The sequence below is a fragment of the Mesorhizobium sophorae genome, from assembly GCF_002270415.1.
Lineage (GTDB): Bacteria > Pseudomonadota > Alphaproteobacteria > Rhizobiales > Rhizobiaceae > Mesorhizobium > Mesorhizobium sophorae.
In genome coordinates this window covers 1,580,209-1,606,422 of record NZ_NNRI01000007.1, presented here as the reverse complement: position 1 = coordinate 1,606,422, position 26,214 = coordinate 1,580,209, and the positions used below count along the sequence as shown (strand labels likewise).

The following is a 26,214-nucleotide window of genomic DNA, read 5'->3' as shown; positions in this document are numbered from 1 at the left end:
CTGATCGCATGGCTGGCATACTGGCTGATCCAGCGATCCTACGCGACAGCGACAAATTCCAAGGTCTCGTGATGCGGCTATGCTCTTGCCAACCTCAATGCCCCTCGCCGGACTTCGCTTTTCTCCGTCGTCGCGCCAGCATGTTGAGCCCTTCGACCAGGGCCGAAAAACCCATCGCCGCGTAGATGTAACCCTTGGGCACATGGTAGCCCATGCCGTCGGCGATCAGCGTCATGCCGATCATCAGCAGGAAGCCCAGCGCCAACATTACGATGCTCGGGTTCTTGGCGATGAAATTTGCCAGCGGTCCGGCCGCCAGCATCATCACGCTGACCGCGACGATCACGGCAATGTACATGATGGCGATCTCGTCGGTCATGCCGACGGCGGTGATGATCGAATCTATGGAGAAGACGAGGTCGAGCAGCAGGATCTGGAAGATCGCGCCGGCGAGGCTCATCTGCAGAGTCTCACCCAGCATCGTGTCCTGGTGATCGTCGGGATCGACCGTGTGATGGATCTCCTTGGTCGCCTTCCACACCAGGAACAGGCCACCGGCAATCAGGATCAGGTCGCGCCAGGAGAACCCGTGACCGAAGGCGGTGAACACCGGCGTCGTCAGCTGGACGATGATCGAAATCGTGGCCAGCAGCACCAGCCGCATGATCAGCGCCGCCGAGATGCCAAGCCGGCGGGCGCGCGCCCTTTGCGCTTCCGGCAGCTTGTTGGTCAGGATCGAGATGAAGATCAGATTGTCGATGCCGAGCACGATCTCCAGCACCACCAGCGTCAGCAGCGCGACCCAGGCCGTTGGATCGGACACAAAGTGAAAATGCGGCGCCAGGAATTCGATGAGCTGCATGGAGGTCGTCCCCTCTACGATCTAGAGCAGTGTCGCCGGCAATTAGGTACTGCTTGCGTCCATATCAATGTCACGACCAGAAGGACGGTGCGGTTTCCTCCAGCCGCGGGCCGCGACGAAACGGCGCGATCCTCTCGGTCAGCCCGGTGCGGTCGGAAATGTCGACGCCGACGCCACACAATGTCGCCGGTCCGGTTGCTGCCTCGAAACGCCCTTTCGGCACTTTCGATAGGAACCGGTTGAGCGGTTCCTCCTTGTCCATGCCGAGCGAGGAATCGTAGTCGCCACACATGCCGGCGTCGGAAATGTAACCCGTGCCGCCATTGAGGATCTGGTGATCGCCGGTCGGCTGGTGCGTGTGGGTGCCGACGACGAGACTGGCGCGGCCATCGACGAAATGCGCGAAGCACATCTTTTCCGAGGTTGCCTCGGCGTGGAAGTCGATGATCACGGCATCCGCCTGCTCGCCGAGCGGACAGGCGGCCAGTTCGCGCTCACCGGCCTGGAACGGATCGTCGAGTTCGGGATGCATGAACACCCGGCCCATGATGTTGGCGACCAGCACACGCGCACCGCTCCTGGCGATGTAGACGCCGGAGCCGCGTCCGGGCGTGCCCTTGGGGAAATTGGAGGGGCGCAAAAAGCGCTCTTCGCGCGGCGCGAACGCCAGCGCGTCGCGCTGGTCCCAGACATGGTTGCCGGTGGTGACAACATCGGCGCCCGCCGCGATCGTTTCGCGAAAGATCTCTTCGGTGATGCCAAAGCCGCCGGCGGCATTCTCGCCGTTGACGATGACGAAATCGAGTTTGAAATCGGAGATCAGTCCCGGCAGTTGTTCCCACACTGCCGTGCGTCCCGTTTTTCCAACCATGTCGCCGAGGAAGAGAAGTCTCATATGATCCCGCACCGAATGTCAGCGAAGCAAAAGCTGCATGACGTCTGTGAAAAGATCATGCGTCCATTGTGCTTGTCTACAATTTTGGCGCGAAGCGGCGCAACCCACTCTCCGTGAGTATTTCCGGGATGACGACGTCGTGGTCCTCATCTGGCACCAGCCCCACCTCCTGGCAGTCGAAGGCGATGCCGATCAATCTGAGCGGCAGCCCCTTGTCGACCAGCTTGGCGATGGCGCGGTCGTAGTAGCCGGCACCATAGCCGATGCGATGGCCGCGCGCGTCGAAAGCGGCGAGCGGCACCAGCATCACCGTGGGGTCGAGCACCTCGGCCTCCTCATGCGGGCCGACCGTGCCGAAACCCATCTCGACCATCGGCGCGCCCCGCACGAGCTCGCGAAAGACGATGGTGGTCTTGTCGAGGATCGCCGGCAGGCAAAGCCTGGCTCCCTTCTCGCGCAAGGCGAACATCAACGGCCGGACGTCGACTTCCGAGCGCATCGGCCAGAAGCCGGAGACGATCTGACCCGGCTCGACAGCGAGGTGATCGCGCGCCGTCTCGGCCATTTCGAGGGCGATCTCCACCCGCCAGAATTCATCGAGCGCGTCGCGGCGCCCGAGTGCCTCGAGGCGAAGCTGCTTTTTCAGGTGTTTTGAAGATGTCATGCGCAGACGATAGAAAAGGTCAGATCTGGGTGGAGCTTTAGGAGCGACGTTTTCTACCGCATCATCCACCGAAAGACATGGATGCGTTGCGAAAAGTGACGATCCACACAACCGGTGGAGAGAGCGATCCCGGGAACCTACAAAGTAGGTGGGCGCCGTGTGAGAAAACCCACGGGTCTTCCCAGGGACAGCTCCCTAAGGATCGTTAAGGCCCCGGGGAAAATGTTCTCCTGCCGGGAAGCGCAGACCGTCCCACCCAATATAGGCTGCTGGTCGACCAAGCGCCAGTGAGACAGGCATTCTTTCCGTGGCGGATCCACGCTCTGGCCGCCGCCGACAAGCCACCCTTGCACAGGCGGAGCCGCGTCCTTACGGTCGTCATGACCAACCAAGAGCAATTCCAGGAAAAGTGCAGACGGCTTTCCGTCCGGAATTGCGTCAAAACAAAGAGATAGAGCGGTTCGACGTTTCCGTGAAACGGTGAACCACTCTAAGGAGCAACAATGCGTTTCGAAGGCACGGCGGCCTATGTCGCCGACAAGGATCTGATGGTGGCGGTCAACGCCGCGATCGCGCTGGAACGGCCCTTGCTGGTCAAGGGCGAGCCCGGCACAGGCAAGACCGAACTCGCCAGGCAAGTTGCGGCAGCCCTTGGGCTCGACCTGATCGAATGGCACGTCAAGTCGACCACCAGGGCGCAGCAGGGCCTTTACGAATACGATGCCGTGTCGCGGCTGCGCGACAGCCAGCTCGGCGACGAGCGCTTCAACGACATCAGGAACTACATCAAGCGCGGTAAGCTTTGGGAGGCGTTCTCGGCCGGCAAGAAGGTCGTGCTTCTGATCGACGAGATCGACAAGGCCGATATCGAGTTCCCCAACGATTTGCTGCAGGAACTCGATCGGATGGAGTTCTTCGTCTACGAGACCGGCGAGACCATTCGCGCCGCGGTCAGGCCGATCGTCATCATCACCTCCAACAACGAGAAGGAGCTGCCGGACGCCTTCCTGCGCCGCTGCTTCTTCCACTACATCCGCTTTCCCGACGTCGAGACGCTGCACAAAATCGTCGACGTGCACTATCCCGGCATCAAGCAGAACCTGGTGCGGGCGGCGCTGACTCAGTTCTACGAGATCCGCGAGGTGCCCGGCCTGAAGAAGAAGCCGTCAACCTCGGAAGCGCTCGACTGGATACGCCTGCTGGTCGCCGACGACATAGCGCCGGAAGACCTGCGCGCCGACCCGAAGAACGCATTGCCCAAGCTGCACGGTGCGTTGCTGAAGAACGAACAGGACGTGCATCTGTTCGAGCGGCTGGCTTTCATGGCGAGGCGGCAGGGCTAAGACTGTCCGTGCAGGTATCCGGAGGCCGAGGCTACGAGCGAACCTCGCCAACGGTCTGAGCGGAACGCTGCCCCCTTTCCTCCTGCGGCGCGGCAGTCTTCACACCGAAGATGATGAAGCTGATGACGGCAAGGGCTAGAACGCCGATCCCGCTATAGAGCATGACCCAGCCAAAACCGTTGACCAGGGCTGCATGCGCGATAGCGCCGGATGGGTCGAGGGCCGCGAGCCTGGGCGAGTCCTGTGTCAGGCCGTCGAGGTTTCCGGTGGCGATCTTTCGCCAGCGCGCGCAATTCACTCGGGTCGAATGCGCCGCCAAATGCGTTCCGCAGATAATAAACGATGCCCTGCGTCAACAGCAGGCCCAGCACCGCGATGTTGATGGCGAGCGTGATCAGGCGTGCGCTGATATCGATTCCCGAGGCCATGCCGGCACGATCCGGCGATACCGAGCCGGTCGTGGTGTTGGTGGTCGGTGAATTGGTCAGGCCGATGCCGATGCCGGCGATCAGCGTACCAGGCAGCATCGTCACCCAGTTGGCTCCCTCGAGCCCGGACCCTATCCTCATGGCGATAAAGCCGATCCCCAATGTCAAAAGCCCAAGCGGGATCGCAATTCGCGCCTGATAGCGCGCGCGCAGGCGCTCGGCGGTTGAGGACATCAGCATCAGGGGAAGCGTGTAGACGAGCAGCAACAGGCCGGTCGTGGTGCTGTCATAGCCCAGAACGCCAGAAAAATAGATCGGCAGATAGATGATGAACGGCCAGTAGCTGAAATTCATGCCGATGCCGCCCATGATCGCGCCTGAAAATTGGCGGATGCGGAAGACGGAGAAGTCGAACATCGGATAGGGATTGACCCTTTCGGCAACAAGAAACCCGATGAAGGCCGCTATCGCCGCGACGATCACGCCGACACGGGCGCCGGACCCGAGATCGGCGCCTTGCGTGATCAGATAGGAGAAACCGAACACTGCGAGCGAAAGCGTCAGGATGCCGGCCCGATTGAGCTTCTGGGCGTTGTGATCGCGTGATTCCGTGACACCGGCGACGATGAAGACCAGGGCAAGGATCGCCAGCGGCACGTGGATGAGGAACACCCATTGCCAGCTCGAGAATGCGACGATCAATCCACCAATGGCGGGACCGAAACCCAACCCGATGCCCGAGGCGATACTCCAGGCAACGAAGGCCTTGCCGCGTTCACCACCATCCTGAAACTGGTGCGACAGCACGGCCACGCTGCAGGTGAACATCGCTCCTCCTGCAAGCCCCTGCAAAAAACGCGCAATGATCAGGATTGGCGCGCTCGGTGCGAGGCCGCATAGCAGGGAGGCAAAGCCGAAGGCGATGGTGGTGGTCACCATCACACGTTTGCGGCCAAACCGGTCCGCCAGTGTCCCCGTCGCCATCAGCACCGTGGTGCAGGCGATGGTGTAGGCATTCATGATCCACTGCAGATCCTTGAAATCGGCGGCGAGCACGCTTTCCAGTTTCGGCAGGATCACCGGTACGCTCGAGATTTCGAGGCCAAACAGCAGCGAGGCAAGACAAGCGCCCGCAAGCGCAACGGTGTTTCGGTCGATTTGAAGCATAGCAATCCCTTTCCATCGGAGCATTCGCAGGTGAGCCACGGGCGGGTGCTTTGCAAACTGCGATGGAGGTGACATAGACGAGGGTTGACCATGAAAAAAGACTATGCATCTCTATTTCAGAGATGACAAAAAGGAATGATCGAGATGGCAAGCCTTGATGTCGACGCTGTGCGGACCTTCGTCATGGTGGCTGATCTGCAGAGCTTCACCCGTGCGGCTGCCGCGCTGGGTAGCACCCAGGCGACGATCAGCGTCAAACTGCGCCGGCTCGAAGAAAAGCTCGGCGCGCGTCTGATCGAACGAACCCCGCGCCGCGTGCGGCTGTCGGCAAGGGGAGCGGTTTTCCTCCCGGCAGCCCGCGAATTCCTTGCCGCCCATGAACGCGCCATGGCGGAGTTTTCCGAGGCGCCGTGTCGCCTTGCTCTCGGCTTTGTCGACCACGTCGCGGGGCCCGAGCTTTCCATATTGATAGCCCAGCTTCATGCCCATGATCCGTCGCTTGCCCTCAACATCAGGATCGATACCAGCTCTTTGCTGCAGGAGGCTTTCGATAGGGGCGAACTCGATGCGGTGATCGTGCACCAGGAAGACGACAGTCGCCGGGGCGAAGCCTTGTCGCGCACCCATTATGGCTGGTTCGCGGCCCCTGCCTTCGAATGGCGGCCCGGGACGCCCTTGCGCCTCGCTCTTCTAAGCACCGTATGCAACTGCCCGGATCGGCTGAGAGCAGTCGAGGCGCTGGATAGAGCAGGCATCGCCTGGAGCGAGGCTTTCGTCGGCGGCGGCGGCGCGGCTGTCAACATCGCGGTATCGGCCGGCTTCGTCGTTTGCGCCCTCGCCCAGCGTGTCGCTCCCCCTGGCTTGATCGAGGTGGGTCGTAAGCTCGGCCTGCCGCCCATCCCCTCTTCCGATATCGTCTTGCATTCGCGCGCCTTGGCGCCGCGGGCAAGAGAGGCGCTGCATATGCTCGCCACCGCTTTTCGCGAGTATGATTTGCCGGCGGGATAGGCAAGGATGTTCCCGATCGCGATTCTGTTGGTATGGATCGGGTTCCAGATTTCACGGGGATCGAAATGACCGAGATCACTATCCGCCCGCTTGCGCAGTCCGACCATGCCGACTGGCGGCGCCTGTGGACCGACTATCTGACCTTCTACGAGACCAAGCTGCCGGAAGAAGTCTACGCCGTTACCTGGAAGCGGTTGTTCACGGCAGGCGAGTTCGAACCGAAGGGTTTCATCGCCACGCTCGACGGCAAGGCTGTCGGCCTCACCCACTATCTCTACCACCGCTCCTGCTGGGCGGAGCAGAACAACTGCTATCTGCAGGACCTGTTCGCCGATCCGGACGTGCGCGGCAAGGGCATTGGTGCTGAGCTGATCAAGGCGGTAAAGCTGGAAGCCGCAAGAATCGGCGTCAAGAATGTCTACTGGATGACGCACGAGACCAACGCCACCGCGCGCAAGCTCTACGACTATGTGGCGCGCCGGACCGGCTTCATCGAGTATGATCTGCTGTAGATAGACCATGTTCATCCCTTTCTTCCTCGAACTGAAGGCAGCGCGTGTTCCCGTCTCGCTGCGGGAATATCTGTCGCTGCTGGAGGGGCTGGAAGTCGGGTTGGTCGACTACGACGTCGAGGGTTTCTACTATCTGGCCCGCACCGCGTTGGTGAAGGACGAGCGCCACATCGACCGCTTCGACCAGGTGTTTGCCCATGTTTTCAAGGGCGTCGAGGCGTTGAGCGGGCCGGATGCCGTCGATGTCGCCAATATTCCCGAAGAATGGCTGCGTCGGCTCGCCGAGAAGCACCTGACCGACGAAGAGAAAAAACTGGTCCAGGCGCTCGGCGGTTTCGAAAAGCTGATGGAGACCTTGAAACAGCGGCTGGAGGAGCAGAAAGGCCGCCACCAGGGCGGTTCGAAATGGATCGGCACCGGCGGCACCTCACCCTTCGGCGCCTATGGCTACAATCCCGAAGGCGTGCGCATCGGCCAGCACGAAAGCCGCAACCGACGCGCCGTTAAAATCTGGGACAGACGCGAGTTCAGGAATTTCGATGATGCCGTCGAACTCGGCACCCGCAACATCAAGATCGCGCTGAAGCGCCTGCGCCGCTGGGTGCGCGAGGGCGCCGAGGAGGAGTTCGACCTGCCGGGCACCATCCACGCCACCGCCGAGCACGGCTATCTCGACGTGCAGACGCGGCCCGAACGGCGCAACGCGGTGAAGCTCTTGATGTTCTTCGATGTCGGCGGCTCGATGGACGACCACATCAAGAGCGTCGAAGAGCTGTTTTCGGCCGCCCGCGCCGAATTCCGCCAGCTCGAATATTTTTATTTCCACAACTGCCTCTATGAGGGCGTGTGGAAGGACAATCGCCGCCGTCATGCCGAGACGATCCCGACCTTCGACCTGATCCATAAATATGGGCCGGACTACAAGGTGATCGTCGTTGGCGACGCCTCGATGAGCCCTTACGAGATCGCCCTGCCCGGCGGCTCGGTGGAACACTGGAACCCGGAGGCCGGGACCGTCTGGCTCGGCCGCCTGTTGCAGCAATGGCCCAACGCGGTATGGCTGAACCCCGAGAACGAGAAGAACTGGGGCTATACCCATTCGATTGCCATGATCCGCGACGTCTTCGGCGGCCGCATGTTCCCGCTGACGCTGGCCGGGCTCGAAGGCGCGACCAGGCAGCTTTCAAGGAAGCATTGAACAGACAGGAAAAACGATGACCTGCTTTCTCTGCCTGCAATGCGGCGTCCAGTTCGCGGCAATGAAGGCACCGCCGAACCGCTGCCCGATCTGCGAGGACGAGCGGCAATATGTGCGCTGGGAAGGCCAGGCCTGGATCACACCGGAGGAGCTCGCTGACGGACACCGGGTCGTGGTCAAGGACGATGCCGGCGTTCTCGCCTTCGGCATCGAGCCGCGCTTCGCCATCGGCCAGCGCGCGTTGCTGGCGCAGACGCCGCACGGCAATGTGCTGTGGGACTGCATCTCGATGGTCAGCGACGAGGCGGTGGCCGAGATCAACCGCCGCGGCGGCCTGACAGCGATAGCCATCTCGCACTGCCACTATTATTCGGTGATGGTCGAGTGGAGCGAGGCTTTTGGCGGTGTGCCGATCTTTCTCCACGCCGATGACCGCCAATGGATCATGCGGCCGCACAAGGCGATCGTCAGTTGGGAGGGCGAGACGTTGCCTATCAACCCTTCGCTGACACTTGTCCGCTGTGGTGGCCACTTTGCCGGCGGCCAGGTGCTCCATTGGGAACGCGATGGCGGCAACGCCCTGCTGTCCGGCGACATATTGCAGGTAACGCCGACGCGCCGCCATGTCAGCTTCATGTACAGCTATCCCAACTATATCCCGCTCAACGCAGCCGCCGTGCGCCGCATCGCGAAGGCATTGGAGCCCTTCCAGTTCAACCACATCTACGGCGCATGGTGGAACCAGAATGTGATTGGGGACGCAAAAGCGGCATTCGATATATCGGTCGCGCGCTATCTTGCAGCCATCGCGTGAAGGCACGATCGAAAATGCGGGCAAACCTCGTAACAAATGCCTATCTTGGTGCGAATATGAGGTTGCAATCAACAACGAGCCGGCAAGGCTGAGGAGATCAAATGGACACCCACACCTACCCCGTCACCCGCACCGACGCCGAATGGCGCGCCCGGCTGACGCCGGAGCAATATGCCGTCATGCGCGGCCATGGCACCGAGCGGCCGGGAAGCTGCGCTTTGCTCTACGAGAAGCGCGCCGGCACGTTTTCCTGCGTCGGCTGCGACCAGCCGCTGTTCGAGTCCAAGCTGAAGTTCGAGAGCGGCACCGGCTGGCCGAGCTTCAACGACCCGGTGCCGGGCTCGGTCGAGAACACCGTCGACCGCAGCTATGGCATGGTCCGCACCGAATGCCATTGCGCCCGCTGCGGCAGCCATCTCGGCCATGTCTTCGAGGACGGCCCGCCACCGACCGGCCTGCGCTATTGCATCAACGGCGTGGCGCTGAAATTCGAGCCAACGGCCTAACCCGATCGTCGGATGAATTGAAAGGGCGGCTGCGGCCGCCCTTTTTCATTGCGCGATAGGTGCCCCGTATCCGCACTGTCAGACCACGACCGACAGGATCAGCCACAATGTGGCGCCGAGCGTCATCAGCGAGGCCTTGGCGCCGGTGGCCCTTTCCGTGGTTCGCCATACGGCAAAGGTCAGGAAGATGTTGTAAGGCACCGGCGCGAAATGCACCGCCAGAACCAGCGCGAGCGGCAGCTTCAGTCCGAGCAGGATGAGCGCGGTCACCGAAGATACGACATTGATCGCCGTGCCGACAAGGACGAGGTCGCGCCAGAACAGCCGATCGAGCGGCACCAGGCCTTGCCAGCGTGCGCGGAAGAAGCCCCGGCTGGCCGTGTCGTTCTCGTCTTCGGGGAGCTTTGAAACATTCATCGGCGCAACCCTCGCTTCGGCGTCGGCAGGAACGTCAAACGCAACAAACTGTCAACACCAGGCGACAATGGACATCGTGACCTGACCGGATGTCATCACACGGTCGCGAAACCTTTCTACGCCGCTTCTTTTCGATATACTTTTGCCAAGCGGCGACGTCCCGACGGAATTTGCCGCTCAATCATCCAGTCGCCTGCCAGGGAGGTCTTGAGATGAGCGACAATTTCTACAATGTGCTGTTTCTCTGCAACGCCAATTCGGCACGATCCATCATGGGGGAAGCCATCCTCAACCGGATCGGCGCCGGCAGGTTCAGGGCCTTTTCCGCCGGCTCTCAACCGAAGGGCACGGTCAATCCCTACGCACTTCAACTGCTCGAAACCCTCAGCTTCGACACCGGCTTCGCCCGCTCGAAAAGCTGGGACGAATTCGCCGCGCCCGACGCACCGGAAATGAACTTCGTCTTCACCGTCTGCGACAGCACCGCGAACGAAGCCTGTCCCATATGGCCCGGCCATCCGATGACGGCACTTTGGGCGATACCGGACCCGGCCAAGGCCCACGGCACCGACGCCGAGATGCACCTCGCCTTCGCCGATGCCTTTCGCATGCTCAGCAATCGCATCTCGCTGTTCGTCAATCTGCCGGTGGGCACGCTCGACCATATGACCCTGCAGCACCATCTGGACGAGATCGGCCGCGATACGGCGAAGGCGAGCTGATCGCAAAAGCCCCGTCTCGCTCATCGGTCGGCGGACGCGAGCTCACGCTCCGACTTCGTCCGCCAGAACCTCGGTGACCGCGCGCTCGATGCGCGAGGCCTCCGTCACCAACCAGTCGGCCATCGCAGGCCAGTTGTCCTCGGCAAAGCAATTCACCCGCCACATCGAATTGATGCCGAGCCCCTGACAACTCTGTTCGGGCCTGAGCTTCAACTTGCCTTCGATCGCCGGCTGGAACGGCTTCAACCGCGCCCACGCTCCCGTGGCACCGAACTTCTCGTTGCGCCCAAAGAAGACGCCGACATGGTTCTGCGCCGGCGCGACATACATGGAAAGAACCAATGCGAAGTCGGGCAGCCCGCGCTGCCAGAACCAGGGTCCGCGCCTCGCCAGCAGAGCCTTTTCCTCCGGATGCCGTTCCTCGAACAGCGTCCAGAAACCGCGCTGGCGGAATTCAGAGGCGCGGCGGGCGCCGAAGTCGAATTCGCTCATGTTTCGAACCGTATCTCCGGCAACCGCATGGGGCGCCGGGCCGGTTAGTCTTACACCATGCCGAGCGCGGCCTTGTACAGGTCGAGGATGGTTTCCTCCTCCTGCCGCTCTGCCTGGTCCTTCTTGCGCAGCCGGATGATCGTCCGCATCGCCTTGGTGTCGAAGCCGGTCCCCTTGGCTTCGGCGAACACTTCCTTGATGTCGTCAGAAATGGTCTTCTTCTCTTCCTCGAGCCGCTCTATGCGCTCGATGAAGGCACGCAGCTGGCCGGCGGCAACAGTCTGGCTGGTCTCGGTGATATCGTCGGCCATGTTTTCTCCACATCGTTTCTGCGCCGCGACTCGGGGGACTACGGCGGCAAATTTGAGCCGGTTCGATGCCCGACCGGCGGCGGCGGGTCAAGCTGTTATCGAACAAGCCACAGGGGCATGATCCCGAAAAGTGGGTACCGGTTTTCCCTGGAGTTCATGCCCCAACACAGAGATGGAGCCCCAACCCGATTCCATCGGGATGGAACACGCTCCAGGCTGCCGACAGACGCCGACAGCCTGCCCGTTCTTTGCCAGCTCTCAATTGAAGGCGATCAGCAGATCCTTGGCATCGATCTGGTCGCCGGCCTTGACCAGCACCTCGGCGACCGTGCCGTCGCGCTCGGCGTGCAACGCCGTCTCCATCTTCATCGCCTCGATGGAAAGCAGCACGTCACCGGCCTTCACGGCCTGGCCAGCGGCAACCGAAAGCGCCGAGACGACGCCAGGCATCGGCGCGCCGACATGCGCCTCGTTGCCCGGCTCGGCCTTGCGGCGGGCCTTGGCGGCGGACGCGCCATGCGCCCTGTCGGGCACCTTCACGCGGCGCGGCTGGCCGTTGAGCTCGAAGAACACGGTGACCATGCCCTTGTCGTCGACATCGCCGATGGCCAGACAGCGCACCACGAGCGTCTTGCCCTTCTCGATGTCGACGAAGATCTCGTCCTCTGGCTTCATGCCGTAGAAATAGGTCGGCGTCGGCAGGACGCTGACCGGCCCGTAGGTCTCCTGCGCGCCGGCGAAGTCGGAAAACACCTTCGGATACATCAGCCACGAGGCAAATTCGAACTCCGAAAGCTTGCGTTCGAGCTTCTCCTCGATCTCCTTGCGGCTGGCCTTGAGATCGGCCGGCTTGAGCAGCGAGCCCGGCCGCACCGTGATCGGCTTGTCGCCCTTCAGCGCCTTCTTCTGCAGTGCTGCCGGCCAACCGCCGGGCGACTGGCCGAGATCGCCGCGCAGCATCGAGACGACCGAATCCGGAAAGGCGATATCCCTGGTCGGGTTTTCGACATCGGCGACGGTCAGGTCCTGGCTGACCATCATCAATGCCATGTCGCCGACGACCTTGGACGACGGTGTCACCTTGACGATGTCGCCGAACATCAGGTTGACGTCGTGATAGGTCTGCGCCACCTCGTGCCAGCGTGTCTCGAGCCCGAGCGAGCGCGCCTGTTCCTTGAGATTGGTGAACTGGCCGCCCGGCATTTCATGCAGGTAGACTTCCGAGGCCGGTCCCTTGAGGTCGCTTTCGAAGGCGGCGTACTGGTTGCGCACAGCTTCCCAGTAGAACGAGATCGTGCGGATCCATTGCGGGTCGAGGCCGGGGTCGCGCTCGGTGCCTTTCAGCGCCTCGACGATCGAGCCAAGGCAAGGCTGCGATGTGTTCCCGGAGAAGGCATCCATCGCCGCGTCGATGGCGTCGACGCCGCTCTCCACCGCAGCCAGCACCGTCGCCGCCGACAGACCCGACGTGTCGTGGGTGTGGAAATGGATCGGCAGGTCGGTCGCCTCGCGTAGCGCCTTGAACAGCACGCGTGCGGCGGAAGGCTTCAACAGGCCGGCCATGTCCTTGACGGCGATGATGTGGGCGCCGGCAGCCTGCAATTCGCCGGCCAGGCCGACATAGTATTTGAGATCGTATTTGGCTCGCGCCGGGTCGAGTATGTCGCCGGTGTAACACATCGCCGCTTCAATCAGCTTGCCTTCGGCGCCGACCGCGTCCATGGCGACGCGCATGTTCTCGACCCAGTTCAGGCAGTCGAACACCCGGAACAGGTCGATGCCGCCGCTGGCCGCCTGCTTGACGAAATGCTGCACGACATTGTCGGGATAATTGGTGTAGCCGACACCATTGGCGCCGCGCAGCAGCATCTGCAGCAACAGATTGGGCGCTGCCTCGCGCACCAGCGAGAGCCGCTCCCATGGATCCTCGGTGAGGAAGCGCATGGCGACGTCGAAGGTGGCGCCGCCCCAGCATTCGAGCGACAGAAGCTGCGGCAGGGCGCGCGCATAGGTGCCGGCGATGCCGGCGATGTCATGCGTGCGCACACGGGTGGCGAGCAGCGACTGATGGCCATCGCGCATCGTCGTGTCGGTAACCAGCACCTCCTTTTGCGCGCGCATCCAGGTGGCAAATTTCTCCGGTCCGAGCACGTCCAGCTTCTGCTTGCTGCCGCCCGGCACATTGCCGTTGAGGTAAGGCACGATGGGTGCGGCCGCGTCGGCCTTCGGCTGTGGCCGGCCCCGCGCCTCGGGATGACCGTTGACTGACACGTCGGCCAGATAGTTGATGAGCTTGGTGGCGCGGTCCTGGCGCTTCACCTGCTGGAACAGTTCCGGCGTCGTGTCGATGAACTTGGTCGTGTAGGAATTGTCGGCGAAGCTCGGGTGGTTGATGATCGCTTCGAGGAAGGTGAGGTTGGTGGCGACGCCGCGGATGCGGAACTCGCGCAAGGCCCGGTTCATGCGGGCGATGGTCTCGGCCGGCGTCGGCGCCCAGGCCGTCACCTTCTCCAGCAGCGGATCGTAGAACCGGGTGATGACCGCGCCGGAATAGGCGGTGCCGCCGTCGAGGCGGATGCCGAAGCCGGTGGCACCACGATAGGCGGTGATGCGGCCGTAGTCGGGAATGAAATTGTGCTCGGGGTCTTCGGTGGTGATGCGGCACTGCAAGGCATGGCCGTTCAGCCGGATGTCCTTCTGCGCCGGCACGCCCGATTCCGGCGTGCCGATGGCGAAGCCGTCGAGGATGTGGATCTGCGCCTTGACGATGTCGATGCCGGTCACCTGCTCGGTGACGGTGTGCTCGACCTGGATGCGCGGATTGACCTCGATGAAGTAGAACTTGGCGGTGTCGGCATCCTGCAGGAACTCGACCGTGCCGGCACCGATATAGCTGGTCTCGCGCGCAATCTTCAGCGCGTAGCCGCAAAGCTCCTCGCGTTGCGACATTTCGAGATAGGGCGCCGGCGCCCGCTCGACGACCTTCTGGTTGCGGCGCTGGATCGAGCAGTCGCGCTCGAACAGGTGCACGGCATTGCCATGCGTGTCGCCCAGCACCTGCACCTCGACATGGCGGGCGCGTTCGATCAGCTTTTCGAGATAGACCTCGTCCTTGCCGAAGGCGGCTTTCGCCTCGCGTTTGCCTTCCATGACCTCGCGCGCAAGATCGGCCTCGGAGCGGATGGCGCGCATGCCGCGCCCACCGCCGCCCCACGATGCCTTCAGCATCACCGGATAGCCAATCTCCTTGGCCAGTGTCTTGACCGCCTCAATGTCGTCCGGCAACGGATCGGTGGCGGGGATCACAGGCACGCCGACCTCGATCGCCAGATTGCGCGCGGCAACCTTGTTGCCGAGCCGGCGCATCGTGTCCGGCTTCGGGCCGATGAAGGTGATGCCGGCGACCGCGCAGGCTTCGGCGAATTCGGGACTTTCCGACAAAAGCCCGTAGCCGGGATGGATGGCATCGGCGCCCGAAAGCCTGGCGACGCGGATCACCTCCTCGATCGACAGGTAGCTTTCGATCGGTCCCATGTCGCGGGTCAGGTGCGGTCCGCGCCCGACCTGGTAGCTCTCGTCGGCCTTGAAGCGATGCAGCGAGTACTTGTCCTCCTCGGCCCAGATCGCCACGGTTTTGAGACCAAGTTCGTTGGCCGCGCGAAAGACGCGAATGGCGATTTCGGATCGGTTGGCGACGAGGATCTTCGTAATGGCCAAGGACGAACTCCGGACAGTGTCGGGGACGAAACTGGCGTCATGATTAGCGCGAAAATGCTGCAGTGCAAACAAAATTGACGCTCAATTAAATCGATTGAAACGGAATCTTTGCGCCAAAGTCGGTCGCATTCGGTCGAACGCGCAAGAAAGCCCCGGCGCGGCCATTCAAGGCCTGATGTTTTTCCGGCTAAACGCCGGCTTTATCGGCTTGCCGGATCGTCCGGAAGGGAGCGGGGCTCAAACGAAAAATGCCCGGCGCGAAGCGCCGGGCATTCCGTAAAGATCAAGGCCGACAGGCTTACATCTTCTGGATGTAGGTGTACTTGCCGTCGTCGCCCTTCTTCCATTCGTACATGACGTAGCCGGGCAGCGTCGGGTCGCCCTTGGCGTCATAGGACAGGTCGCCGAGCACGGTCTTGAACGGTCCATTCGCATGCAGCGCCTTGGCAACTTCCTGCGGGTCGTTCGACTTGGCGGCTGCTGCCGCTTCCGAAAGCGCCTGCACGGCAGCGTATGCGTAGAGCGTGTAGGCTTCCGGCTCGAAGCCCTGCGCACGGAACTTCTCGACGAGTTCCTTGTTCGCGGGGATCAGGCGCGGATCCGGGCCGAACGTGTTGAGCGTGCCCGCAACCGCGTCGCCCGCGATCGAAGCCAGCTCGTTCGACACGATGCCGTCACCGGAAACCAGCGTCGCCTTGAGGCCCTGGTCGGCCGCCTGGCGGATGATCAGGCCGGCTTCAGTGTGCAGACCGCCCCAATAGATGATGGAGACGCCGGCTTCCTTCATCTTGGCGATCAGTGCCGAGAAGTCCTTGTCGCCGACATTGATGCCTTCATACATGACTTCCGTCACGCCCTTGGCGTTCATCGCCTTCTTGGTTTCGTCGGCAAGGCCCTGACCGTAGGTGGTCTTGTCGTGCACGACGGCGATCTTGGCGTCCTTGAAGTTCGCGGCGAGATAAGCGCCGGCGATGCTACCCTGCTGGTCATCGCGTCCGCAGGTGCGGAACACGTTCCACAGGCCGCGCTCGGTGAACTGCGGGTTGGTTGCAGCCGGAGTGATCTCGACGATGTTGTTTTCCGCATAGACTTCGGATGCCGGGATCGAGACGCCCGAGTTGAAGTGGCCGACCACGAACTTGACGCCGTCGCCGACGAACTTGTTGGCGACCGAGATGCCCTGCTTCGGATCGGAGACGTCGTCGCCAACCTCGAGCTTGATCTGCTCGCCATTGATGCCGCCCTTGGCATTGATGTCGGCGACAGCCGCTTCCGCACCCTTCTGAAGCTGTGCGCCGAAGGCTGCGTTCGGACCGGTGATCGGACCGGCAACGCCGATCAGTACATCAGCCCACGCGCTGCCGCCGAACGCGACGAGCGCGGTCAGGGCGACGGCGGACAAAAGTGATTTTTTCATTTAAACGCTCCCATTTACGGAGTGGGCGTGGATGAAGCTTTCATGCGATGCCCACCCTTATCGCAGAAAGCATAGTTTGCCGATTTTCAGGCACTTGTCACGCCGATTCATCCCCGAAGCGGCGTTAATGATGAACCTCAGCCTTTCGGCTTCCAGCTCAAGATTGAAGCTCTTTCGTAGAGCCAATTATACTGCGTCACCATCTGGTTTGTTCGTGTGTATTGATAGCCGACGAAGCCAAGGATCATCAGCACGATCGTGTCGACGATATAGTAGTGCAGCGAGAACATCGTGCCGCCGAACAGCGCGTGATGGATGAAGCGGATGCCGATGCCGAGGCCCAGCATATAGACGAACAGATGGATGAAGCTGCGCCATGTCTGGGCACTGGCCTTGCCCGTCATCCAGGCCGCCCAGCCGCCGAGCAGGCAGGTGACGAAGAAGAACTGCCAGATCGACGGCTCCTCGTAAAGAATGCCCTGCATGGTGAAGTCTCCCTAGCATGATCCCGAAAAGTTGCAGACTTTTCGGACAAAGATCACGCGACAAACAAACAACTTGGAGCGGAATATCGGATGCACACGTTCCGCTCCAACCTCAGTGGTGTCCGCCTTCGAGATAGGCGGCGCGCACTTCCGGATTGGCGAGCAGTTCCTTGCCGGTGCCGCTCATCGTCACATTGCCGTTGACCATGACGTAGCCGCGTGTCGCGAGCTTCAGCGCGCCAAAAGCGTTCTGCTCGACCAGGAACACGGTCAGCCCCTGGGTGCGGTTCAGCTCGCGGATGGCGTCGAAGATCTGCTTGACGATCAGCGGCGCCAGACCCAGCGACGGTTCGTCGAGCAACAACAGCTTCGGCCGCGCCATCAGCGCACGTCCGATCGACAGCATCTGCTGCTCGCCGCCCGACAGCGTGCCGCCGCGCTGGGCGACGCGCTCCTTGAGCCGCGGGAACAGCGTGAACACCTTCTCGACGTCCTCGTCATAGTGCTTGAGGTTGTCGAGGCTGGCGCCCATCTGCAGGTTTTCCATCACCGTCATGCGCGGGAAGATGCGCCGGCCCTCCGGCGATTGGGCGATGCGCATGCGCGCGATCTCGTGCGTCGGCATCTGGGTGATGTCGGTGCCGGCAAAGGTAATGGAGCCGGATCGAGCGCGAGGCGCGCCGAAAATGGTCATCATCAGCGTCGACTTGCCGGCGCCGTTGGCGCCAATCAGCGCCACGATCTCACCCTGGTTGACGTGGACATCGACGCCGTTCAGCGCCCGGATGTTGCCGTAATAGGTTTGCACGCCCTTGATATCGAGCAGCGTTGTCCCGGCCATCACTTGTCCCCTCCGCGCTTGCCCGCCACAGGCTTGGCGGCGGCACTCTTCCCGGAAGCCGCGCTTGCGGTCTTCCCGGAAGCATGGCTGGTCGCCACTTTGCCTGCGTCGACGCGGCGCGAGAATTCCGTGTCCTTGCCCTGGCCGAGCAGCTTGCCCTGCTTGACCCACTCCTCACGCGCGATGCGTCCATCGAAGGCAAGGTAGGCTTCGGCGGCCTCGACATCGGCCTTCTTCCAGGCACCGATCTGGTCGAAGTGGAAGATGCCGTGCTCGTTGAGCTTCTTCTCGTTGACCGTGCCGATGCCCTTGATGCGGGTCAGATTGTCGGCCTTGCCGCCGCGCGGTGCCGCCAGCCGGTTGGAGATTTCCCCAACCTTCGCCGCAGGAGCCTTCGCCGCTGGAGCCTTGGCTGCCGGCTTTGCCGGTGCGGGCGCCGCGGTCGACTTCACTGCCGCCCCAGTTGCCGCCTTTGACGCTGATTTCGGAGCAGGCTTTGCCTTTGGAGCAGGCTTTGCCTTTGGAGCAGGCTTGGCCGCCGGTACGGCGGCCAGCGAGGCCGCCTTGTTTGCCGCTGCGAGCGATCTTGCGTCGACCTGCGCCGCCTTGGAGGCGCCTTTCGACACGGTGACCCGCTCGCCCTCGCTATGGCCGACCGTGTCGGTCACTGGCCCGGCGAGATACGAGGACGATGTCCCCGGACCGTGCGCGGCATCAGGCCCCGTATCGAGCTGTTCGATGACGTCTTCGTCGCCGACTTCGGTGAGGACCGCCTCGACTTCCTCGTCGTCGACGCCGAGATAGGCGGCAATGACGCGCGGATCGGTACGCACCGATTGCGGATTTCCGTCAGAGATCTTGCGGCCATATTCCAACACCACAACGTGGTCGGATATCTGCATGACCACCGACATGTCATGCTCGATCAAAAGGATCGAGGTGCCTGATGTGTTCTTGATGTCGATCAGCAATTCGTTGAGCGACGCCGATTCCTTCGGATTGAGGCCGGCCGCCGGCTCGTCCAGGCAGAGGAGCTCGGGACCCGTGCACATGGCGCGGGCGATCTCGAGACGCCGCTGCGCGCCGTAGGGCAGGTCACCGGCCGGATCGTCGGCACGGTCGACGAGATCGGCCTTCTCCAGCCAGTGCCTGGCAAGCTCGACTGATTCGGCCGAGGCCTTGCGATAGCCGCTGAAGCCGAACAGGCCAAGCACCGTATAGCCCGAGGCCTTCATCAGCTTGTTGTGCTGGGCAACCAAAAGGTTCTCCAGCAGCGTCATGCCCGAGAACAGGCGGATGTTCTGGAAGGTGCGCGCCACCTTGGCGCGCGCCGGGATCTCGTGGTTGGGAAGACGTTCGAGCAAATAGCTCGAGCCGTCGTTCCGGTTGAGCGTGATCATGCCCTCCGACGGCTTGTAGAAGCCGGTGATGCAGTTGAACACGGTTGTCTTGCCGGCACCATTGGGTCCGATCAGCGCGGTGATCTCGCCACGCTTGGCGGTGAAGGACAGGTCGCCGATGGCGACCAGGCCGCCGAACTTCATCGACAGATGCTCGACCTGCAGGATGGCCTCGTTCATGGGTGTGCTCGCATTCATCAGCCGTGGCCCTCCTTGGTGAAGGAACTGGAGACAGCCCTTCGCTCCTTGAGGAAGGCGGTCGGCTCGCGACTGCCGACGAAGCCGCGCGGCTTCCACAGCATGACGATGACCATGGCCATGCCGAACAGAAGCATGCGGTAGAGTTCGGGAGTGAAGTCCGGCCCGAAGATCTGCTTGAGGAAGTCGAGTTCGCGCAGCGCCTCCGTGCCGCCGATCATCACCATTGCGGCAACCGCTATGCCGACCAGCGAGCCCATGCCGCCGAGCACGACGATGGCCAGGATGATGGCCGATTCCAGGAAGACGAAGGATTCCGGGCTGACGAAGCCTTGCCGCGCGGCGAAGAACGAGCCGGCGAAGCCGCCGAACATGGCGCCAGTGGCAAAGGCCGTAAGCTTGGTCGTCGTCGTGTTGATGCCCAGAGACCGGCAGGCGATCTCGTCCTCGCGCAGCGCTTCCCAGGCACGGCCGACAGGAAGGCGCCGCAGCCTGATGGTGACGAAGGCGGTGAGCAGGCACAGGCCCAGGATCAGATAATAAAGGAAGATCTTATAGTAGGCACCTGACTGAGCGATGTGCAGCACCTTGGCTATGTAGTTCGAGTCCGACACGTTGAAGGACATCAGCCCGAAGAAGCTGACCTTGGGAATGCCGGAAATGCCGGCCGACCCGTTGGTGACCTCGCGCCAGTTGATCAGCACCAGGCGGATGATCTCGCCGAAGGCCAGCGTCACGATAGCCAGATAGTCGCCACGCAGGCGCAGCACGGGGAAGCCGAGCAGCACGCCCCAGAGGGCCGCCATGGCGCCCGCGGCCGGCAACAGGATCCAGAACGACAGGCCGAAATGCGTGGCGAGCAGCGCATACGCATAGGCGCCAAGTGCATAAAAGGCGACGTAGCCGAGGTCGAGCAGGCCGGCGAGGCCAACAACGATGTTCAGGCCCCAGGCCAGCATCACATAGATCAGGATCTGGATGCCGAAATTATCGACCCATTTCAGCGAGCCCTGCAGCCCTCCGGCAATCGACCACGCGTTCAGCGACAAAACCGCGACCACGAGGATCGGGTACAGCACAAGCGCGGCAATGCCGAGCTTGGTGAAGTTGGCGTGGATGAAGGCCCTGAAATAGTAGATCACGCTGGCCAGCACATAGATGATCGCCAGGGCGCGCAGGAATTGCAGATAGCCGGCCGGTTCTGCTCCGACCCATCCGGCGAGCGAGTTGTTAAAAACGAACAGCAGCACCGCCGCGATGACGGCCGCGATGAACCACGGCACCTGGAAAAAGCGCGACGCCACGCTGCCCGGCAACAGGCCGGTGGCGACGTCGGCGATCTTCTGGTTGGCCATGAAGGGCTGGCCATAGGCGACATAGAGGAAGCGTCCGACAGCCGTGGCGACCACCACGCCGGCAAGCAAGCCCCAGCGCGTGGTGACGACCAGTTCATTGGAGATGTTCTGGCCGGTCTTCAGGCCAATGAACAGCACGAACAGGCCAAGCGAAATTGCGCCGGCATAGAAGCCTTCCTTAAGGCCGCGTTGGACAGGGCTGGCGACGACGTCGCTTTCCGGAGATACGGTAACCGCCATGATCTCAGACCTTTTCGACTTCTGGCCGGCCCAGAATGCCGGAAGGCAGGAAGATCAGCACGATCGCCAGGATCGAGAACGCGGCGACGTCCTTGTAGTCGATCGAGAAATACGCCGACCACATGCTTTCGATGAAGCCGATCATCAGCCCGCCGAGGACCGCGCCCGGCAGCGAACCGATGCCGCCCAGCACCGCCGCCGTGAACGCTTTCACACCCGGCGTGAAGCCGTCCGAGAAGGCAATGACGCCGTAATACATCAGGAACAAGGTGCCAGCGACTGCGGCGAGCGCGGCACCCATTATGAAGGTGATCGAGATCGTGCGGTCGACGTCGATGCCGAGCAGTGCGGCCATCTTGCGGTCCTGCTCGCACGCTCTTTGCGCTCGACCCAGTGATGTCCTGTTGACCAGGTACCAGAACAGCGCCAGGAGCGCCGCCGTGACGAGAACGATGATGATCTGCTTCAGCGACACGCTGATGCCGTTGATGTTATAGACTTGGCTGACCATCGGCGGGATCGGCTTGTTGCGCGGCCCTTGCGTCACCTGGACGAAGTTCGACAGCGCGATCGACATGCCGATCGCGGTGATCAGCGGCGCCAGCCGGAACGAACCGCGCAGCGGCCGGTAGGCCACCTTCTCGATCGTCCAGTTGTAGAGGCTGGTGAGCAGCATCGCCACGATCATCATGACCAGCAGCGCGATGACGACGGGCACCGAATAGAACAGTGCACCGAGGACGAGGAAGACGATCAGCGCCGTGAAGGCGCCCACCATAAAGATGTCGCCATGGGCGAAGTTGATCATGCCGATGATGCCGTAGACCATCGTGTAGCCGATCGCGATCAGCCCATAGATCGATCCCAGCGTCAGCCCGTTGATAAGCTGCTGGACAAAGTACTGCATGTGTACGTGGCTCCCCTGGAATGTCGCCCATGCAGACGCATTCCTTTTCGTATTTCCCCTAGTCGTAAAGTTTCGAGCCCGGATTGCAACGTCATTTTTCAACCGTCATGCGTGTTTTGCCGGCACGCCGTTCGATTGCCCGTTTTTCCCATCCGGCCCCTTGGACTATCGCGGACCCTACCATTGGCATAACGCAATGTCTTTGACGATTCGACCACATCATGCGCCCCATTTCGAAGAAATCACCGTCAAAACTAGGTGATGAGAGGAATCGTTGCGTTCCTGACACGATCCGTTTTTCGTTCCGTTGCTTTCCCCTGGGTCAGGATTCCCCTTAGCTAACCACAAAACGATGCGCGAACCGGATCGTGGTCGTCGATGAAGCTGGTGTTCATCCGGTAATCGGCGACCGGCCGCCGATCGAGGCAACGATGGCTCCTCGGGACTCAGTAGGCGGATCCGCCATTCTCGCTCAGGACATGCCGCTCGGTGCCATCAAGTGGAGGATTGAAGACGCTGACCAGGATCATGTCGCCGGCGGCATCGGCACGCAGATAATGATCGTCATGTTCATCGAGCACATAGATCGTGCCTGGCTCGATACGATGCACTCCACCGGACATGTCTTCGACCTCGCCGGCGCCGGCGATGCAGTAGCAGGCCTCGAAATGCCGTCGATAGTGGAGGCGCGATTCGCTGCCTGCACGCACAACGGTATGGCAGACGGTGAACCCCATGCCGTCCTTTTGTGTCAGCAGGCGGTGGCTGGTGCCATTGCCCCAATCCACGAAGAAGTCAGATTTTTCTACATCAGCTAATTGTCTGGTGAACATGATCGTTTTCCCTGCATATCGTCAAAAGCCCGGAATCTTCGTTGCATCTGCTCTTGCCCCGAAGTCCGATTGCAGAAATGCCGCAAGACATGCGCGCCTTCAAATGATTGCTTTTCACCCGATATGTTAGTTAATTTTACATATGGACTACATCCCGCTGAACGCCGTCCGTGCTTTCGAGGCCGCTGCGCGCCATCTCAGTTTTTCCGCTGCCGCAGAGGAGCTGCACGTCACTCACCCGGCCATCAGTCACCAGATAAGGCGGCTGGAGGAGTGGTTGGGCGTGACGCTCTTCCACCGGGAGGCGCGCAAGGTACGGCTGACGGATGCCGGGGTTGTCCTGCAGGCCTCGGCGAGCGGGGCACTTGCCGAACTCGGCGCCACATGCCGGCGTATCAGGCGCAATGCGGCCGTGGCGACCGTATCGGTAGGCTGCATACCTTCCATTGCCAGCCGTTGGCTCGTGCCCCGCCTGCCGGACTTCACCGCCAGCCATCCCGATATCGGCATGCGGGTGGCCTATGCCCGGGCAGAGGAAAGGCTCGGCGATGGCGAGAACGACGTGCTGATCACGCTTGGGGCGGATACCACTCCCGGCGTTACCAGCCTCAAGCTGTTTTCACGCCTGAACCGACCGGTGTGCAGCCCCTATTACTTCGCCGGCAGGGACCATCTGCGAACAGCCGCGGGAATAGCGGGCGCTGACCTGCTGCATGACGAGACCCGTCACGGCTGGCGCGAGTGGTTCTCCGAGGCCGGACTGCCCAATGTCGACATTGGCAACGGACCCGTCTTCGCCGACTTCAACATTCTGGCAACGGCGGTCATCGCCGGCCACGGCGTGGCGCTTTGTCCCGTGGACGTTTTTCGGGACGAACTGAAGCGGGGCGATCTGATTGTTCTGTCACAGCTCGCTACCAACCGCGACAAGGGCTACTTCCTGACGATGTCGGTGGATGCCTCGCCTGCCGCGTTTACCTTCGCCGATTGGTTTCGCCGGGAGGTTTCGGTCGATGCCGAAGCGGATCGGCTTTAGGTCCTGCAGTTCGTTCGCCTAAACCCGCGCCCCCTTTGGGCGACATGCAAAGCCTGTCGATATCACTTGACGACGAAGCCATGCGCGAACGGATCGCGGTCGTCGATGAAGATGGTGTTCAACCCAGTCATCCGTGCCCAACCGCCGATCGAGGGAATAATGGCCGGCTTGCCCGCCACGGTGACGTCCTTTTCGACCCTGCCCTTGAACAGCGAACCGATGATCGATTCATGGACGAAGCTGTCGCCGGCCTTGAGTTTGCCCTTGGCATGAAGCTGCGCCATGCGCGCCGAGGTGCCGGTGCCGCACGGTGAGCGATCGATCGCCTTGTCGCCGTAGAAGACGGCATTGCGGGCGTCCGCGCCCTCCACGGTCGGCCTGCCGGTCCACAGCATGTGCGACAGCCGGTTGATGCCCGGGTTCTCCGGATGCACGAAGGAATATTTTTCGTTGAGCCGCTGCCGCACCACCGGGCTCCAGGCGATGAAGTCGCCGGCCGAATGGTCGGCCATGTCGCGATAGTTCCTCTGTGGCTCGACGATGGCGTAGAAATTGCCGCCATAGGCGACATCGACGGTGATTTCGCCGAGCTGCGGACACTCTACCGTCAAGCCCTCGGCATGGAGGAAGGACGGCACGTTGGTGATGCGCACCTCCTCGACATAGTCGCCGACCTGTTTGTACTCGGCGATGACCAGGCCGGCCGGCGTGTCGAGCCTCAGCACGCCAGGCGTCTTCGGCTTGATCAGCCCGTGCTCGATCGCCATCGTCACCGTGCCGATGGTGCCATGGCCGCACATCGGCAGGCAGCCCGAGGTTTCGATGAACAGGATGGCGATATCGCAATCCTCGCGCGTCGGCGGATAGAGGATCGAGCCGGACATCACGTCATGACCGCGCGGTTCGAACATCAGCCCGGTGCGGATCCAGTCATACTCGGCAAGGAAGTGCGCGCGCCGCTCCATCATCGTCGACCCCTGCAGCAGCGGGCCGCCGCCGGCGACCAGCCGCACCGGATTGCCGCAGGTGTGGCCGTCTATGCAGAAGAAGGATTTCTTGGCCATGACGCTCCTCGAAAAATCAAAACCCGAAAAAATCAGAATCGTTGTGGACTGAAGGGGCCCAGATCGATCGGCGGAGTCTGCCCCAGGACGAGATCGCGGATCAACCGTCCGGTGGCTGCCGCCTGGGTCAGGCCGAGATGGCCATGGCCGAAGGCATAGACCACCGGCCGGCTTCCCGACGCGCGACCTATGACGGGCACCGAATCCGGCAGCGAGGGACGGAACCCCATCCATTCGCGCCCGCCGGCCGGATCAAGCCCCGGCAGGAATTTTTCCGCCTTCTGCAGCAGCGCCTTCGATCGCGCATAGTTGGGCGGCCGCTCGATGCCGCCGAGTTCGACCGCGCCACCGACGCGCAGGCCGGTTTCGAGCGGCGTGATGACGAAGCCGTGGCCGGAGAAGATCAGCTGCCGCTTCACGTCGAAGGCAGTCTTTGGCAGCGTGGTGTTGTAGCCGCGCTCGGTCTCCAGCGGAATGCGATCGCCGAATTGCCTCGCCAGCAGATGCGACCAGGCGCCGGCGGCGACCACAAGATGTCGGGCTCGCCTGGTCGTTCCGTCGGCCAGCGTCAATGTGGCGCCATCCTGATCCGCCCCGACGCGCTCGATCCGCGCCATTTCAAAGCGCGCGCCCCTGGTCTGCGCGTAGGCCCATACCGCCTTGCCGAGCAGTTTTGGATCGGCGACCGTCTTCCATCCCGGCATGAACGTGCCCTTGACGAAGCGTGGCGAGAGCCCGGACTGCAGGGCTGCAATTTCATCGCCCTCGACATGGCGAAAACCGATGTCGAAGCGCTCGCGCGCGGCCCAGCCGGGCAGCGAGGCGCGGAACTCGGCCTCGCTCTCGTAGAGTTCGAGCGAGCCGTCCTCGCGAAGCATGCCGCGCGTGCCGGAGCGATCGAGCAAGCCCATCCATTCGGCTTCGGCAAGCTTCATCATGCCCGCCTGGGCGGCGAGGCTCGCTTCATATTTTGCCGGCGCGCCGGCGCGCCAGAAGCGGAACAGCCAGGGCAGAAGCTTCGGCAGATAGGCGGGTGGAATACTGAGCGGGCCGAGTGGGTCGGCCAGCCATTTCGGCAGCTGCCGGATCATGCCCTTGTGCGCCATCGGCAGCACGTCGGAGAAGGCGAAGGCGGCGGCGTTGCCGGAACTCGTTTCCTCGCAAATGCCGGTGCGATCGAAGATCGTGACCTTGCGCCCCGCCTCGGAAAGACAGGCGGCGGCGCAGATACCGATGATGCCGCCACCGATGATGGCTATGTCTTCCCCCTCTCCCCGTTCACGGGGAGAAGGTGCCCGAAGGGCGGATGAGGGGCGGCGCCCCTCTTCTGTCGACTTCGAACTTGCGTGCACGTAGGCGCTGCCTCTCTTCTGGCTGCCGCC

The 26,214-nt window shown here is 62.2% G+C and carries 24 protein-coding genes, 1 other RNA gene and 1 pseudogene; 8 read left to right on the top strand and 18 right to left on the bottom strand.

The features are described from left to right. Window positions 1–94: 94 nt before the first annotated feature. From CGZ66_RS12225 to ssrS, 4 genes are all read right to left on the bottom strand, one after another. Window positions 95–862 carry a TerC family protein gene (locus CGZ66_RS12225; RefSeq protein WP_095084227.1) on the bottom strand — a complete coding sequence of 256 codons (768 nt, stop codon included), beginning with the start codon at window positions 860–862 and terminating at the stop codon, window positions 95–97. Between the two features lie 70 nt (window positions 863–932). Beyond that, window positions 933–1,757: a TIGR00282 family metallophosphoesterase gene (locus CGZ66_RS12220; protein ID WP_095084226.1), complete on the bottom strand. Its 825-nt coding sequence runs from the start codon at window positions 1,755–1,757 to the stop codon at window positions 933–935. A gap of 76 nt (window positions 1,758–1,833) precedes the next feature. Then, the gene (locus CGZ66_RS12215) at window positions 1,834–2,421 is read right to left on the bottom strand and encodes a 5-formyltetrahydrofolate cyclo-ligase (protein ID WP_095084225.1); all 588 of its coding nucleotides are present in this window, start codon (window positions 2,419–2,421) and stop codon (window positions 1,834–1,836) included. A gap of 96 nt (window positions 2,422–2,517) precedes the next feature. After that, window positions 2,518–2,673, bottom strand: a non-coding RNA gene (gene ssrS, locus CGZ66_RS12210) — 6S RNA. A gap of 251 nt (window positions 2,674–2,924) precedes the next feature. Between ssrS and CGZ66_RS12205 the strand changes: the two genes are divergently transcribed. After that, a complete protein-coding gene (locus CGZ66_RS12205) occupies window positions 2,925–3,764 on the top strand; it encodes an AAA family ATPase (protein ID WP_095084224.1) in 840 nt (279 codons plus the stop codon). A gap of 31 nt (window positions 3,765–3,795) precedes the next feature. Here CGZ66_RS12205 and CGZ66_RS12200 read toward each other — a convergent pair. Beyond that, window positions 3,796–5,359: pseudogene (locus CGZ66_RS12200) on the bottom strand (MFS transporter). A gap of 144 nt (window positions 5,360–5,503) precedes the next feature. Here CGZ66_RS12200 and CGZ66_RS12195 point away from each other — a divergent pair. From CGZ66_RS12195 to msrB, 5 genes are all read left to right on the top strand, one after another. Then, window positions 5,504–6,367: a LysR family transcriptional regulator gene (locus CGZ66_RS12195; RefSeq protein WP_095084433.1), complete on the top strand. Its 864-nt coding sequence runs from the start codon at window positions 5,504–5,506 to the stop codon at window positions 6,365–6,367. A 65-nt stretch (window positions 6,368–6,432) separates the two neighbouring features. Then, on the top strand, window positions 6,433–6,879 hold the full coding sequence (locus CGZ66_RS12190; RefSeq protein ID WP_095084223.1) for a GNAT family N-acetyltransferase: 447 nt from the start codon (window positions 6,433–6,435) through the stop codon (window positions 6,877–6,879). A 7-nt stretch (window positions 6,880–6,886) separates the two neighbouring features. Beyond that, entirely contained in the window at window positions 6,887–8,077 is a 1,191-nt protein-coding gene (locus CGZ66_RS12185; protein WP_095084222.1) for a vWA domain-containing protein, read from the top strand. Window positions 8,078–8,093: 16 nt separating this feature from the next. After that, window positions 8,094–8,891: an MBL fold metallo-hydrolase gene (locus CGZ66_RS12180; RefSeq protein WP_095084221.1), complete on the top strand. Its 798-nt coding sequence runs from the start codon at window positions 8,094–8,096 to the stop codon at window positions 8,889–8,891. Between the two features lie 101 nt (window positions 8,892–8,992). Beyond that, window positions 8,993–9,397, top strand: a complete 405-nt coding sequence (gene msrB, locus CGZ66_RS12175; protein WP_023688927.1) for a peptide-methionine (R)-S-oxide reductase MsrB — start codon at window positions 8,993–8,995, stop codon at window positions 9,395–9,397. A gap of 78 nt (window positions 9,398–9,475) precedes the next feature. Here the strand turns inward: msrB and CGZ66_RS12170 are convergent, their stop codons facing one another. Then, entirely contained in the window at window positions 9,476–9,814 is a 339-nt protein-coding gene (locus tag CGZ66_RS12170) for a hypothetical protein (protein ID WP_095084220.1), read from the bottom strand. Window positions 9,815–10,026: 212 nt separating this feature from the next. Here CGZ66_RS12170 and CGZ66_RS12165 point away from each other — a divergent pair, with 212 nt between their 5' ends. Further along, window positions 10,027–10,536 carry an arsenate reductase ArsC gene (locus tag CGZ66_RS12165; RefSeq protein WP_095084219.1) on the top strand — a complete coding sequence of 170 codons (510 nt, stop codon included), beginning with the start codon at window positions 10,027–10,029 and terminating at the stop codon, window positions 10,534–10,536. 42 nt (window positions 10,537–10,578) lie between these two features. Here CGZ66_RS12165 and CGZ66_RS12160 read toward each other — a convergent pair whose 3' ends face one another. The 10 genes from CGZ66_RS12160 to CGZ66_RS12115 all read right to left on the bottom strand — a co-directional run bounded on the left by CGZ66_RS12160 (window position 10,579) and on the right by CGZ66_RS12115 (window position 22,732). After that, the gene (locus CGZ66_RS12160; protein ID WP_095084218.1) at window positions 10,579–11,028 is read right to left on the bottom strand and encodes a hypothetical protein; all 450 of its coding nucleotides are present in this window, start codon (window positions 11,026–11,028) and stop codon (window positions 10,579–10,581) included. A 50-nt stretch (window positions 11,029–11,078) separates the two neighbouring features. Beyond that, the gene (locus tag CGZ66_RS12155) at window positions 11,079–11,339 is read right to left on the bottom strand and encodes a DUF2312 domain-containing protein (protein WP_027027312.1); all 261 of its coding nucleotides are present in this window, start codon (window positions 11,337–11,339) and stop codon (window positions 11,079–11,081) included. Between the two features lie 258 nt (window positions 11,340–11,597). Beyond that, complete coding sequence (pyc, locus tag CGZ66_RS12150) at window positions 11,598–15,056, bottom strand: pyruvate carboxylase (protein ID WP_095084217.1); 3,459 nt, start codon at window positions 15,054–15,056, stop codon at window positions 11,598–11,600. Window positions 15,057–15,354: 298 nt separating this feature from the next. Continuing rightward, on the bottom strand, window positions 15,355–16,473 hold the full coding sequence (locus tag CGZ66_RS12145) for a branched-chain amino acid ABC transporter substrate-binding protein (protein ID WP_095084216.1): 1,119 nt from the start codon (window positions 16,471–16,473) through the stop codon (window positions 15,355–15,357). Between the two features lie 137 nt (window positions 16,474–16,610). Beyond that, a complete protein-coding gene (locus CGZ66_RS12140) occupies window positions 16,611–16,958 on the bottom strand; it encodes a DUF6867 family protein (RefSeq protein WP_095084215.1) in 348 nt (115 codons plus the stop codon). A 112-nt stretch (window positions 16,959–17,070) separates the two neighbouring features. Continuing rightward, window positions 17,071–17,799 carry an ABC transporter ATP-binding protein gene (locus CGZ66_RS12135; protein WP_095084214.1) on the bottom strand — a complete coding sequence of 243 codons (729 nt, stop codon included), beginning with the start codon at window positions 17,797–17,799 and terminating at the stop codon, window positions 17,071–17,073. Next, window positions 17,799–19,397, bottom strand: a complete 1,599-nt coding sequence (locus CGZ66_RS12130) for an ATP-binding cassette domain-containing protein (RefSeq protein WP_095084213.1) — start codon at window positions 19,395–19,397, stop codon at window positions 17,799–17,801. Before CGZ66_RS12130 ends, CGZ66_RS12135 begins: the two co-directional genes overlap by 1 nt. Further along, entirely contained in the window at window positions 19,397–20,992 is a 1,596-nt protein-coding gene (gene livM, locus CGZ66_RS12125; protein ID WP_095084212.1) for a high-affinity branched-chain amino acid ABC transporter permease LivM, read from the bottom strand. The genes CGZ66_RS12130 and livM overlap by 1 nt, the downstream gene beginning before the upstream one ends. A gap of 4 nt (window positions 20,993–20,996) precedes the next feature. Next, window positions 20,997–21,899, bottom strand: coding sequence for a branched-chain amino acid ABC transporter permease (locus tag CGZ66_RS12120; RefSeq protein WP_095084211.1), 903 nt, complete (start codon window positions 21,897–21,899; stop codon window positions 20,997–20,999). 446 nt (window positions 21,900–22,345) lie between these two features. Continuing rightward, window positions 22,346–22,732 (bottom strand): ectoine synthase, encoded by a 387-nt coding sequence (locus CGZ66_RS12115; protein WP_095084210.1) that lies wholly within the window; start codon window positions 22,730–22,732, stop codon window positions 22,346–22,348. Window positions 22,733–22,874: 142 nt separating this feature from the next. On the opposite strand from CGZ66_RS12115, the gene CGZ66_RS12110 reads away from it, so the two are divergent. Continuing rightward, entirely contained in the window at window positions 22,875–23,768 is an 894-nt protein-coding gene (locus CGZ66_RS12110) for a LysR substrate-binding domain-containing protein (RefSeq protein ID WP_095084209.1), read from the top strand. 62 nt (window positions 23,769–23,830) lie between these two features. Here the strand turns inward: CGZ66_RS12110 and CGZ66_RS12105 are convergent, their stop codons facing one another. Further along, entirely contained in the window at window positions 23,831–24,832 is a 1,002-nt protein-coding gene (locus CGZ66_RS12105) for a 4-hydroxyproline epimerase (RefSeq protein ID WP_095084208.1), read from the bottom strand. A 32-nt stretch (window positions 24,833–24,864) separates the two neighbouring features. Then, the gene (locus CGZ66_RS12100) at window positions 24,865–26,184 is read right to left on the bottom strand and encodes an NAD(P)/FAD-dependent oxidoreductase (protein WP_167392062.1); all 1,320 of its coding nucleotides are present in this window, start codon (window positions 26,182–26,184) and stop codon (window positions 24,865–24,867) included. Between the last annotated feature and the right edge of the window lie 30 nt (window positions 26,185–26,214).